Origin of the sequence: Bacillus sp. ok061 (assembly GCF_900108285.1) — a bacterium.
In the GTDB taxonomy this organism is placed as follows: Bacteria; Bacillota; Bacilli; order Bacillales; family Bacillaceae_G; genus Bacillus_A; species Bacillus_A thuringiensis_S.
In genome coordinates this window covers 170,733-183,702 of record NZ_FNUW01000012.1, presented here as the reverse complement: position 1 = coordinate 183,702, position 12,970 = coordinate 170,733, and the positions used below count along the sequence as shown (strand labels likewise).

Below are 12,970 nucleotides of genomic sequence, written 5' to 3'. Positions count from 1 at the left end.
TCAACTGAAATCATCAAAAACCACGATGTTATCGGTATAGAGGATTTGCAAGTATCGAATATGTTAAAAAATCATAAGTTAGCAAAAGCAATTAGTGAGGTATCTTGGTTGCAATTTCGATCAATGTTAGAATACAAAGCAAAATGGTATGGCAAACAAGTCATTGTCGTATCGAAAACATTTGCTTCCAGCCAATTATGTTCTTGTTGTGGATATCAAAATAAAGACGTTAAAAATCTAAACCTACGTGAATGGGACTGTCCTTCTTGTCGTACAAACCATGATAGGGATATTAACGCAAGTATCAATCTAAAGAATGAAGCGATAAGGCTTCTAACCGCAAGGACTGCGGGGTTAGCCTAATCAATTAGAGTTCGATAGAACTCTTTACTTAGGAATCCTCCACTTCTAAACGAAGTGAAAGTGGGGGTAGTTCAAAAACATGATCTAGCAATTGTTTAACAAAAAACTGCACATCTAATTGCTTAAATTGTTCAATAGTTCCAGACCAGCCGTAGTTCAAGATAAAGGCCTCCTTAAATTACAGTGCTATATATGTATATCTTTATTATACGTAATAATATAACTAATTTGGAATAAGAAAAGAGAAAATCCTTTTATTTGAAGCATTTTCTTCCTCAATTTCCCGATTAAAATGAAGAGGTAAGGAAGGGGGATGTAAATACTTAATATTAAGAAAAAAGCTGTGGCATACTAAATAATTATGGATGATGTCTATGTATACTAGTCTATTAAAAGTTTTTTATATATAACTTTTAACAAAATGTTAAAAAAAATATGCAAAATGTTAAAAATGATATACAAAATGTTAAAAAAAGGATATTATATTTATAGGAGGTGAGGGTAGTTGTTAAACAACCGGATAGTTGTTTGTCGTGCCGAAAAAGGTTGGACACAGCAAGATTTAGGAGAGAGAGTGGGTGCTAGTCGACAGACTATCGCTTCTATGGAAAGGAATAAATATAACCCCTCTTTAATTCTTGCATTTAAAATAGCCCAAGCTTTTGGAAAACCATTAGAGGAAGTTTTCGAATATAAGGAGGAATAAATAAATGGAATTTATAAAGTGTGCTGTAATTATTATTATAGTTTTATCATGCCTAAGTGAATTATATATGTTTAAATTTCAAAAAAGCCAAGAGGCAAGAGATGAGAGAGGTTTAGAAATTCAGTATAAAACTACTAATTTTTTATATAATACTCTTTATCTGGGAATAGTTATATTATTTCTCCTTAACATACTTCAATATATTACAGCTGAACAATTTGTGAATATCCTCTTATATTTCTTTATTTCTTTAGGGATAATAAAAGTTGCTTATTCATATTGGAGAAGGAGCTATTAAATATAAAAAGAAATACTAAAAATAAGGTTCATATTTTTAATATACTTGTACCTGAATTAATAATAGATTAATTTCTGCGGAGGTATTAGTACTTCATATTAAGAGAAATTAGCCGCAGTTTACTAATAGAATTATAGATACGCCTATGTACTTAAAGAATAAATACAGAGTTTTTATAAGCATGGAAAAATTGCAGTTTCAATTGAAACTGCAATTTTTAATTCATCCTTGCCATTATTGTGGAGGGGATTTGAAGTGTGCTAAGATAAAGTCATTTTAGTAAATTTGCTTCATTTTAAAATAAGTTTGAATGAAGGAGACAATTTGCTAAATACACTATGTTGTTCATTTCCATCTTGATTCATACCTGCTTGATAAGATGTAAATCCTTTATACGTTTTTCTTTTCCATTGCCATAAGCCATTAATTTGATCGAATTCACCATAGTAATGATTGTAATCAAGTTTGTTCCCAGTGTTTTTATTAAAATTATTGCTAATAAAAATACGGCTATTACTTGCATAGATTTGGTTATTGGTAATTACATTGTTTCGGGTATCATAATTTAATTCGATTTGGCCACTCTCTTGATCTTTTGTATCATTTTTATAAATCACATTGTTTGTAATCGTGTTATTTTCAGCATATCCTTGCTGACTATCATATCCACCAATTGCAATGCCACTCATAATATTATTGGATATCGTATTGTTTCTAACCGTAATTTGGCTTGCACTTTTTCCTGCATGTTCGCTAGCTACTTCAATACCAAGGTCGTTTTCATAGCTTTGATTTTGCTCAATGATAATTTCTTTCCCGCCATCCACGTAAATACCATCAGCTGAATATTCATTATAACTCGTATTATTGATGGATGAATTGTGATGGACAATGTTATTACGTACAACTCCATTTCGTGCCTGATCTAAAGCAGCTATTGGAGATACACCTTCATGTCCAATCAGAACAATTCCAATGTTGTTGTTATCATGTACTTTGTTATTGGTAACTTCAAAGGAATCTACATTCCCATTCACAGCAATTGCTTCACTCAGTCCTAACTTCAAATTTGCTACTTCGTTATTATCGATGACAATATGATTTAAATTATTTTGTGCACTAGATGAAGTACCGTATACAGCAATACCGTGTGCGTTTCCATCCTTTACATTTGCTTCAATGTGGTGAATATAATTATTTCTAATATCAATGTAACTTCCTGTTCCAGTGATATAAATTCCAATAGGGGTTTCGCTAACTTTCGTTGACTTTAAGTTACGAAATTCTAATCCCTTTACTTGAATATAATTTTTGTCTTCTATTGTAAATAATCCATCATCTTCTAATTTGACCTTAGAACCATCGAGAATGACTTTTTCATCCTGGTAATTTTGAAAAGTAATGGGTGCGCCTGAGGCACCAGAACGAGCAACACGAACCTTTTGGTTATAAACTCCGCCTCTTATGTAGATTGTACTTCCTTCTTTTGCGACATTAGCAGCTTTTTGAATGGTAGCGAAAGGTTGATCTAATGTACCGGGATTGAGGTCATTTCCTGTTGGTGATACATAGTAATTTGTAACAGGGTTTGCATTGCTATTGGATTGTGCAAAGGTAGAGGCAGGGAGTGTGAAAATTAACATAATGAAAGAAAGGATAAAGATAAAAAGCGATTTTTTTAATGAGGGAAATATGGTTTGATATTTCATCATGATCCTCCTTCTTTTTTTAGCATTCCTTCTCAACTATATAGTTAAAACTGACGATTTATATCTTGTATCAATAAAAAAACAGGAATGTATTGCGGGTTAAGGGACATCAACTCCTATGGTCTACGTCTTCTATCTGAAACTAAATTTTTAATAATTCATGGTTTTTCGTATAAAATCAAATCATATATGCGTGTACTTAAAGAAATATGGATATTAAAATCGGTAGACGAGGGAATGAGAGATACTGATACTAATTTTAAGGAAAGTTATTCAAAATATGTTTTCTATTCAATTAAAGCTTCCCTGTGTATCATGTTAACTGTTGTACTAATTGGATTGGTAAGATTAACAGATAATTATTTAAAGTGGGGGTAGTTCAATAAATCTGAAATTAACATTGTTTAATATGAGTGTTCGAAAAATTTTATCAAGTTTTAATATTCGAAAAATCATTTATATAAACAAGTATGTTATGGTAACCTTTAATAAAAGGGGGTAGCGTATATGAATGTTGAAATTATTTCTAAAGAAGAAATCACAAAATTATTAAACGACTGGTATCAAGCTATAATTTCACAACGTGTATTACAGTCTAATAAAATAAAAGAAGAGATTGCAGATAAAATCAATAATATTAAGGAAGACCAAACAATATTAGTCTACTATGCTTTATTGAATGCACGGTATAATCTGCTAATTCGTGATATGGATAGTTCAAAAGATATTTTGGATAAAATTGAGCCATTACAAGAGCCTACAGAAACATTTTTAGAGTACTATCATCATTTATTTAAAGCAATTTATGCTACTAATACAGCAAACCATAGTGAAGCAAGAATGCAATTTGAAGAAGCTGAAAAGTATTTAGAGTACATGCATGATGAAATCGAAAAAGCTGAATTTAATTATTGGCTTGCAGTTCATTACTATCACATATTGAAACCAATTCTAGCAGTTCAATTTGCTACGAAGGCAAATGAAGTATTTTCAATTAGTCCAGGGTATGAATTAAAAACTGCTGCTTGTTTGAATACTTTAGGGATGGCACACACTCGCTTAAGTGATTTCGAAAGTGCAGAAGAATATTTACTTTCAGCATTGGGTACTTTCCAAAAATCTAATGACGAAAGTCTTACTAAACGTGTAAAGCACAATTTAGGACTTTTATATGCAAGTCAAAACATGTCAGAGTTAGCAATTAAGCATTTAGAGGAATCACTAGAAAACAACGCTAAAACGATGTTTCTTTTAGCAAGAGAACATTTTAAGTTAGGTCATAATCATAATGCTAATGAATATATTGAGAATGGCTATAAGATTAGTGACTTATGTTATCGTCATCATTTTCAAATTTTAAAAGCAGTACATAACTATGCACCACAAGAAGAATTAGAAAAGGTGGTCATGGAAGGTATTTCGTATTTTGAAAAAGAAGAATTATATGATTGGGTAAAAGAATATGCTTATCTTTTAGGTAATATATTCTATGGTTCAGAAAATCACGAAAAATCCAGCAAGTATTTACACATCGCTTTAGATGCAGACAAAAAGAGTATAGAAAGAAGGGCGCTAAAATGAAAAAAGCAATCTTATTAATGATGATGTTATCCGCTGTTTTTACTTTTGGTCTTACTAATGTAAAAGACGTATCACAAAATGAAACTATTGAAGTGTTTATGGATCATGGAGAGCATATTTAATTATCTAAAAAAAGAGGGAGCTGCGAGCACCCTCTTTTTTAATTATGACCATGATATACTCATATAAATCTTCTCGTTCAAAGTATTCAATTCTTGCAAGAACGGTAGCTTCTAATTTCTCGGAAGGCACATTATTATTAATGTCTCTTAAAATTTTAAACCGATGCTGATATTCTTCATTGTTTAGTTCTGTACAGAGTTGTAATCCTCTTTCAAATAAAGTATTAGCAGTTTCTTGGTTTCCTAGTTTAAGTGTTCTCTGCCTTCGATGAAAATGACTTTATAGTGGTTAGGTTTCTTTTCGGATACTTTAGAGAGGTAGCGAATAGCTAATTCAGACATATTTTGCCCTGCATATAATAATCCTAAATTATGACGAATCGCTATAGTAAATTTTTCTTCTCCAATTTTGTGGAACAGATCCATTGCTTTTACAAGATGTTCTTCGGCTAATGCCCATTCTCTTAAATTGGTACATGCCATGCCAGAAAGGTTTTCACAGAATCTTATATTTCGTTCATAGCCTTCATGTTTAGAGAATATTTCTTTAGCTTTGTTAACATACTTAATTGATTGGAGTGATTCGTAAATATCATAATGGAAAGCACCAATTTTATAGTAAAATTTAGCCTGCTCAATTTTATCAGATACCTCATTCAGAAGTTCTTCTGCTTTATCAAAATTATCTCTTGCTATTGAATAGCTGCCTACGGTACTTGCATGAATTGCTTTAAAGAAGTGATAGTAGGAGATTAATTTTTATTTGAAATTAATTGTTTTTCCGCCAAAAATCTAGTAATACATGAAAGAGGCTGTACTAATAGTAAATAAATGATGAAAATTTAGATGATATTAGTATTAAATCGTGGACAACTTTTGTACTTAGTTATTGAAATTTATATGTTTTTGTTAACATAGTTTACTAGTAACTGACTTCTCTTTTAATACTCTAAACAATTATTTAAAAACAATTGTATAATTGTGGTAATATTTACTTAAAAAACTAGAAAGTTGGTAGTAATATGATTGATTTAGAAGCATACCTAGTTCCTAAAATTTCCGGGCGTTGCAAAAAATTACGAGAAAGTCATGGGTTTACGATGGAAAAGATGTCTGATAAATCTTCTGTTAGTCGTATCGAAAAAGGTAAAATCACTAAAAGTGGCAATTTTATTACAGATACAGTTCTTTTTGATTATATAAATACATTTGAAAAGACTCCAGAAGAAATTATTTTTGGAAATCTGGATGACCTTGAAGAAACCGTAGAGTGGATTTTTGACCGATTATTCGAATTAATTACGTGTAAAAACCTTACTACTGATGCAAGTTTGTATAGTGATATAACTGATATTGATATTGAAGCTCAAAAAGCTATTTTAAAAGTAGCAGAGAGTTTCGCAGAATTCAACATAAAACGCTATAATTTCCTTAAATCAACCGATACTTTCATGGATCATGTGAGTAAAGAATTTGATAAACAACTTTTTATAGGTGGAAAGCCAATTAATATTGAAAGAGACTATAGGACTACGCCGATAAATGAAGATACTGTAATAGACCTTTATGACATGAGTGATAAGATTTGGCTAATGTGTAGAAATAAATTTATACGCTCATTTAGAGCTGAGGTGCTTGATAGTCTTTTTGAAAAGGAGAAATTCATTTATTCTAATATCAATGCTACAGTTAGCCAATGGGTAGGTAATCAATTTAATAAAGTCATTATTCCTGATATAGTGGCAAAATTAAAGAGTAATGGAATTTTTAAAATTGGATTTATGGTAAAGAATTTGATAGATGAATTTTTAGATGAAGATTTGTCAGCATCGTTTCAAACAACTGTTCCTATCCAGACAAAAAGAGAAAAACATTTGAAAATAGAGATAAATAATTCTCGTTTGAATGAATTATCAAATGATGAAAGAGCTGAAAGGGTTGCTTTAATACCTAAAATTATGGAAATGGTAACGAAGGGTGAAATTCTAGATGAGACAGAATTTCCAGTTAATAAACTTTTGCGTTATGGGATAAACCTTAGAGAAGTACCGGAAGTCAATTTAACAAAAGAAGTTGAAATTGATGATATTATAAATAGGGCTATCAATACAAGAAAATTAGGAAGGACACTCAGGGATAAACCCCTAATAATTGAACAAAGTCCTATTGTAAAAACCTCAGATTTCAACTCTAAAGAAGAATTAATGGCATTTTTTGATGAATATTATGATAGCATACATTTTCAAAATCAAAATATCCCAGGGTATTTCACTAATAATAGCCAAATTATTCAACGTTGGCAAGAACGATTGAATGAGGATGTACGTGAGTCAATTGAAAGTTTTATTGATATTCAAAATAATCTTTTAAAACTTTTGACAGATGAAGAACTAATAAGATTCGCTAAATAGCATATAAAAAAGAGCAGAAAATTAAACTGCTCTTTTTTATATGCAATATTTTGTTGGTGGTTTTGTTAGTAGAATGGAGCGAATTTACCAACAAAACTGCACCCAAAAAAGAATGAACATTTTTTAAAATAGATTTATCAAAGTTCAGCAAGACTTTGATGGCTAGAAATCTAAGCGAGTTGCAAATCGTTTAGATAGTAAGTTGAGGAGTTGCTGCTTCTTGACTCTATTTTAAAAGGAGGTTTTCATTATGAAAATAGGATTTACAAAACCAAATCAATATTCAGAGTCAACAGCTCAAAAATTTATTGATACAAATGTTTTAGTAAAAAGGGCAATAACACTTATTGAAATACAATATGAATACGTTGATAAAAAGTGTAAGGACAAAACCAAAGGATGCAAGCTCAGGCTTGTAAAAGAAGGACTCAATTCATTCACTTTCAATTCTGACAAAAATCCTGAACTTTCTTCATTGTTTTCAATTATTGAATCGAAAAATCTTCAAAAGATTGAAAAATACCAAAATCAAAGCTTAAATAGGGATCTTGTAATGAATGAAGAGTCAATTTACACGATTTTATTTTTCGTAGAAGTGAAGGAGGGATTTTTATTCGTCTCCCGCACTCCTGCGGAAATTGTTATTCCAATAGGCAAGGGAACGGGATTACTGCAGTTCATCGATAATGAACATCCTTATCAATTTTTATCGCTTCTCCTACCCACGTTCTATACAGAAAGGGGGATTTTATAAATGAGATTTATAAAGAAAAAGACGTATTTCATGAAAACCTATAATTTGGCATGTTTTCTAAGCATTTTGTTCATCTTAAGTTTTGGGCTAACTTTATTAGTTGGATTTTTACAGAAAGATTTGATAAATGTAAATATAGGATTTTTATTCACTAGCCAGCTGATTATCTTAGCCAAGGTAACGATGAGCGTATTACAGATAACTAATATCTTAATTCCATGCATAGTATTTGCTTTGCTATTGCCCGAGTTTATTAAGAGAATTACAGATGACACGATAATTAATCTAGTTAAATCCACTACTGGGACGATATATGTTAGACGACTTTTGAAACAGTATTCTCAAATACCTTTAAGTAATTCTACTAATCATGCATTGTCTGCAAATGATGTAATTACAAAGTTCAATAAATCAGTAAAAAAGTCTGTTCTAGACTTATCAAATGAGGAGTTAAAACTATTTATCAAGGTTCCTAAAAATGCACAGTCTCAAAAGATTCTGAAAGAGCATGAAGAGCAAATAAAAGAACACATTTTAAGTTTTTATCCTGAGTATATTATTTCAACCTTTGAACGTAATAAATTCAGTTTATGGCTTATTGGTACAAAAAGAAGATAAAATTGTGGTGCTTTGGCTGGGAACGAAAAGCCAAAAAGGAAACAAAGAAGATAAATTTTACTGTTTTAATAACTAAATTTAAAGATAAAACTATATTTAATGCGGTGGTATGGTTTGTTATACTACCGCTTATTTATTATAAAATATTTTGGATGAGAATTTTAGAGATGGATTTTTTCGTTATAATAATAAAGAATTAACTGTCTGATAAGGATAAATTTTCCTGGTTAGTGTATGATAATTAGGGTGTTATAACAAATTATTTTATAAAAAGATATTGTATTTAAAAAGAAAGGAAAGGAAAGGAAATAATGAGTTTTTTAGATGATCTTTTCGGTAAAAAAAAGTTAATAAAAGAAATAGAACACTTCCAAGAAAAAATAAAAATTTTAGAAAGAGAGCTTAAGGAAAAAAATAATTTATTAAAAAATTTATGTGCAAGTAATGAAATGTTAAAAGAAGAGAAGAAATTATTAGATAAAACATTAGATAGAAGGATAGTAGAGCTTGAAAATGCTAAAGACTCTATTGATACTAAAATAAAAGAATTAGTGCATGCAGAAGACGTTATGAACCTTTATCAAGGTATTTATGGAGAACTTGAGTACGATGAAAGAAAAGAGCAACATGTTCTTTCTGAGTATGATGAAGATAAAGGTTTTTTTGATTTTTTAAAGCCTAAAAATGATAATAATGATTTTAATAATGAGCAGATTGAGGCTATTAGATATGATATGGAAAAGAATCTTAGAATTATTGCGGGTGCTGGCAGTGGAAAAACACAGACAATTTGTGCGAAAACTGCCTATCTAATAATGATGAAGAATGTCCCTGAAGAAAAAATAGCCATGATTACATTCACGAAAAAGGCATCTGAAGAGATGAAAGAAAGGGTGAATTTTTTCTTAGGGGAGGAAAAATCTAAAGTAGCAGTTGGCACCTTTCATAGCTTTTTTATACGATTGTATAATGAGTTGAAAAAGCAATTTCCATATGTAGAGCGAATGGGCATTATTGGAGATAATCCGGATGAGAGCAGGTATAAGAAAGAATTAAATAAATTAATTAGAGATTATAATTTGAAAAAATTAGATGAAAATGCTGGAGAGAAAAATTTATTTGAAAAAATAAGTTATTGGACGAATATGGGATTCTCCATAGAGATGATGACAAAATATATAGAGAAGCACTTTAATGTGCTTGAACCAACAAGTGATGAAACTTTAAGTCAAAGGTTTCAAAAGATGATGCAGAAATTTTATGATAAACGAAAAGGTAATAATATTGTAGTATTTGATGATTACATGCTAAATTTACTTCATGTTTTAAAAGATGATATCCAAGCGCGTGAATATGTACAAAAAAGATTTCAGTATATATTCATTGATGAGTTTCAAGATACTAATCCTCTTCAAATGGATATCATTAAACTTATTTGCCCGCCAGGTTTGAAGAACGGAGCTAAATTAATCATTGTTGGTGATGATGATCAGAGTATTTATTATTTTAGAGGTGCGGAGCCAAAATACATAAAAGACTTCGACCAAATGTATGAAACCCAAACTCTTAAACTAATGACAAATTATCGTTCTACTGCGAAAATAGTTCAAGCTGGGAATCGGGTAATTGCATTTAATGAGAACAATAGGATAAAAAAATCAATGAAACCTTTTCATAAAAATGAGGGTGATTGCTATATTCGAAGTTTACCTACTCCAGAGGAAGAAGCTGAATGGATTATAGATCAATCTCAGTATATTGGTTTATCAGGAAATAAAGCTGTCCCAGATTATAGAGAAAGTGTAATTTTATATCGTTCTACTTCCCAAATTAAAACATTACTTCATAAACTGGAGGTTAATAATATCCCTTTTGTAATAGAAACTAATGACGACTTAATGGGTATTTTTGGCTTGGATCCATTTAAAAGGGCATATAGATATTGGAAAGCTTTTATAATATCTAATGAAGATAGTGATAAATTGACTCGATGGAACCAAATAATTTCAGAAACTTCATATGCGTTCTACAAGAAAAAACAAGAAGTTGTTAACTTTATTGGAGATAGTTCATCATATATAAATCCACAAAAAATTGCTGATTTTATTTGTGGAAATAAATCTTTGGATAGAAAAAAAGAGATTATTGATTATTTTGAGGGGTTAGTAAGATTAAAAAATAAGAAGTCAATATCTATGGAAAATATTATTAAAAATTTTTTGGAATTTCCACTCATTAGAAACCAGTTAACAAAAGATGAAATAAAATGGATAGAAAAAGAAACAGAACAGTTTCAATCATGGGAAGGTATGGTCAAAAGGTATCAAGAGTTAAACCTAAAAAAAGAAGAGATGAAGAAAAAGTTAGATGAATACCATAAAGGTACATTTAATGCAATTTACCTATTAACTATACATAAGAGTAAAGGATTATCATTTAAAAATGTATTTTTAATAGGGTTATATGATGAAGGATTACCAAGTAACAAAGCAACAAAAGTTACTCCAGAAATAATTCAAGAATCTATAGAAAAGGCTGAGCCCCCAACTACTATAGAAGAAGAAAGACGCTTAATGTACGGTGCGAAACGTTGGTTTGAAATCGTTTAACGAGGGATAAACCACATTATAAATTTTTATAATGATAACTGATATTGCGAGACCACAGTAGGAAACCTTAAAAAAATCCTATGATAAGATGGCTGCTAATACTCCCACATGCATAACTGGTAACGGTTTTGTATGAAGCTGGGTGAAGACGCATTGAGTAGTCCTAACAGATAACGCTGAGGAAAGGTTAAACATTACTGCGAAAGTAATGCGGGCAGGGAGCTATATATGGTTAGTATTCAACATAGTTGATGACGAACTGCTGAATGTACACCTCGAAAAGCTTTATATAGAAATGTATAAAATAAAAAATTCACTCCAAAGAAATTATCGTACAGATTTTGATGGATAAAGCTAATGGGTTGCTTTAGTTTAAATAACGTGAATTCGGGGTAAAGGTAGAACCTAAGTATAGTTATTTACCTAGCAATATCGGAACGTTTGAAGTCTCTAACGTTTAGTAATAATCTGGTGAAAAGGGTTGTGAGTAGAGATGGCAGTAGAGATGTAGTACCAATGAAACCATGATAATAAGTGGCGGAGGGAAGGTCTCAAGTCTTTTTATATAACAGTTGTAAGGAATATATAAGAAGATGGAGCGCCGTATGCGATGAAAGTTGCACGTACGGTGTGGGGTGGGGGAAAACTTGGAGATAAATTCAAAGGGTTACCTATCACCATTTGCTGTAACTCGTCCAAAGAAGAATCTATATATTACATTCCCAGCAACAATTAATGGGAAACCTTCTAAAAGATCGAGATTTTTAAAAGAGATTAATCTCCCTATTCAACAAGGTGAATAGGGAAGGTTAAGTACAAGAAAGTGATTTTTTGGATCAATATAATATACCTACTGAGATTTTCAAATAATTAATAAAAGAAGATAAACTTTTTTATTCTGATGAAGGAGCGCGTTATTAAATAAAATTAATATATCTTAAGAAATTGTTGGTAATTTTTTTATAGGATAGTCAATAATCAATTTTCATGTACAATTGTTGATAAAATATATGTTCACAGAAAATTACCATTAAAATGGTTTTATTTACATATATTTCATGCTATCTTACTGGTAGGGTAATCAATCCCTATTGTTATTTAAATCATTTATAAAGGGAGGAGTTAATATTATGGAACTTCGTTATGCTCTTGTAACGTCGGTTGCTTTTCTAAGTATTTTAGGTATCGGAACCACAGATTCACAGGCTTCCACTGATTTTAATAGGGAAGACCAGAAAAAATTAACACAAACTCTCAACATTAGGGATTACACAGTTACTTTACCAACATTTTTTAGTGGATATCAACTTACTTATCATGAGCCAGGAATGACTTATCGTACTAGTAATGATTTGATAAAGGTTTCTTCTACTGGGAAATTAACAACTTATTTTTCCACAACAGCAAAAGTATATGTTTATAGAAATGGTGTATTAGATCATACAATTACAGTAATTGTTGGACAAGGTTAAAATTAATTGATGTATTCTATATTTCTTAATAGATAACTAGTAATTGGGATAAGTATTCTATGAGAAAATATTTTGTTCGTAGATCATACAAATCATCAGTTATTAGTTGATATTGGATCTAATTAAAAATAATGGAAACAAAACGTATTAACTGTTATTCTTTATTTAAAGAAAAACGTATTTGAAGTGTAAAAGCCCCTTACAATAGAGGGCTTTTTATTTTATATTTATATTTATATTTATATTTTTTCGTGAGATAAAGCTTTTATAAGATTAAAAGGTTGTAATTATTTATGTAATAAACCCACAATTGGTCCGGATAAATCT

The 12,970-nt window shown here is 30.4% G+C and carries 14 protein-coding genes; 11 read left to right on the top strand and 3 right to left on the bottom strand.

Features of this window, described 5'->3' with window-relative positions; translation table 11 throughout:
* Positions 1-363: RNA-guided endonuclease TnpB family protein (locus C4S65_RS17575; RefSeq protein WP_103945356.1), on the top strand; the 363-nt coding region annotated here is incomplete at its 5' end.
* Between the two features lie 28 nt (positions 364-391).
* On the opposite strand, the gene C4S65_RS35245 is transcribed toward C4S65_RS17575, so the two are convergent.
* Positions 392-523 carry a hypothetical protein gene (locus C4S65_RS35245; protein ID WP_003307393.1) on the bottom strand — a complete coding sequence of 44 codons (132 nt, stop codon included), beginning with the start codon at positions 521-523 and terminating at the stop codon, positions 392-394.
* A gap of 345 nt (positions 524-868) precedes the next feature.
* Here C4S65_RS35245 and C4S65_RS17570 point away from each other — a divergent pair, with 345 nt between their 5' ends.
* Positions 869-1,069, top strand: coding sequence for a helix-turn-helix transcriptional regulator (locus C4S65_RS17570; protein ID WP_000933887.1), 201 nt, complete (start codon positions 869-871; stop codon positions 1,067-1,069).
* Between the two features lie 4 nt (positions 1,070-1,073).
* On the top strand, positions 1,074-1,367 hold the full coding sequence (locus tag C4S65_RS17565) for a hypothetical protein (RefSeq protein ID WP_000394375.1): 294 nt from the start codon (positions 1,074-1,076) through the stop codon (positions 1,365-1,367).
* 290 nt (positions 1,368-1,657) lie between these two features.
* Here C4S65_RS17565 and C4S65_RS17560 read toward each other — a convergent pair whose 3' ends face one another.
* Positions 1,658-3,076: a right-handed parallel beta-helix repeat-containing protein gene (locus C4S65_RS17560; protein WP_000877182.1), complete on the bottom strand. Its 1,419-nt coding sequence runs from the start codon at positions 3,074-3,076 to the stop codon at positions 1,658-1,660.
* 507 nt (positions 3,077-3,583) lie between these two features.
* Here C4S65_RS17560 and C4S65_RS17550 point away from each other — a divergent pair.
* Together C4S65_RS17550 and C4S65_RS17545 are read left to right on the top strand one after the other, a co-directional pair.
* Positions 3,584-4,657, top strand: a complete 1,074-nt coding sequence (locus C4S65_RS17550) for a Rap family tetratricopeptide repeat protein (RefSeq protein WP_103945355.1) — start codon at positions 3,584-3,586, stop codon at positions 4,655-4,657.
* Positions 4,654-4,779 carry a hypothetical protein gene (locus C4S65_RS17545; RefSeq protein ID WP_000709205.1) on the top strand — a complete coding sequence of 42 codons (126 nt, stop codon included), beginning with the start codon at positions 4,654-4,656 and terminating at the stop codon, positions 4,777-4,779. The genes C4S65_RS17550 and C4S65_RS17545 overlap by 4 nt, the downstream gene beginning before the upstream one ends.
* A 243-nt stretch (positions 4,780-5,022) precedes the next feature.
* Here C4S65_RS17545 and C4S65_RS35240 read toward each other — a convergent pair whose 3' ends face one another.
* Entirely contained in the window at positions 5,023-5,262 is a 240-nt protein-coding gene (locus C4S65_RS35240; RefSeq protein WP_223285839.1) for a tetratricopeptide repeat protein, read from the bottom strand.
* 539 nt (positions 5,263-5,801) lie between these two features.
* Between C4S65_RS35240 and C4S65_RS34440 the strand changes: the two genes are divergently transcribed.
* The 6 genes from C4S65_RS34440 to C4S65_RS17510 all read left to right on the top strand — a co-directional run bounded on the left by C4S65_RS34440 (position 5,802) and on the right by C4S65_RS17510 (position 12,643).
* The gene (locus C4S65_RS34440; RefSeq protein WP_181032137.1) at positions 5,802-7,190 is read left to right on the top strand and encodes a helix-turn-helix transcriptional regulator; all 1,389 of its coding nucleotides are present in this window, start codon (positions 5,802-5,804) and stop codon (positions 7,188-7,190) included.
* Positions 7,191-7,440: 250 nt separating this feature from the next.
* Positions 7,441-7,944 (top strand): hypothetical protein, encoded by a 504-nt coding sequence (locus C4S65_RS35235; RefSeq protein WP_255289962.1) that lies wholly within the window; start codon positions 7,441-7,443, stop codon positions 7,942-7,944.
* Positions 7,945-8,562 (top strand): hypothetical protein, encoded by a 618-nt coding sequence (locus C4S65_RS17525; protein ID WP_103945354.1) that lies wholly within the window; start codon positions 7,945-7,947, stop codon positions 8,560-8,562.
* A gap of 311 nt (positions 8,563-8,873) precedes the next feature.
* Positions 8,874-11,171, top strand: coding sequence for an ATP-dependent helicase (locus C4S65_RS17515; RefSeq protein WP_258043876.1), 2,298 nt, complete (start codon positions 8,874-8,876; stop codon positions 11,169-11,171).
* A 647-nt stretch (positions 11,172-11,818) separates the two neighbouring features.
* Positions 11,819-11,974 carry a hypothetical protein gene (locus C4S65_RS34435; protein ID WP_153580446.1) on the top strand — a complete coding sequence of 52 codons (156 nt, stop codon included), beginning with the start codon at positions 11,819-11,821 and terminating at the stop codon, positions 11,972-11,974.
* 327 nt (positions 11,975-12,301) lie between these two features.
* Positions 12,302-12,643, top strand: a complete 342-nt coding sequence (locus tag C4S65_RS17510; protein WP_098602045.1) for a hypothetical protein — start codon at positions 12,302-12,304, stop codon at positions 12,641-12,643.
* Positions 12,644-12,970: the final 327 nt, after the last annotated feature.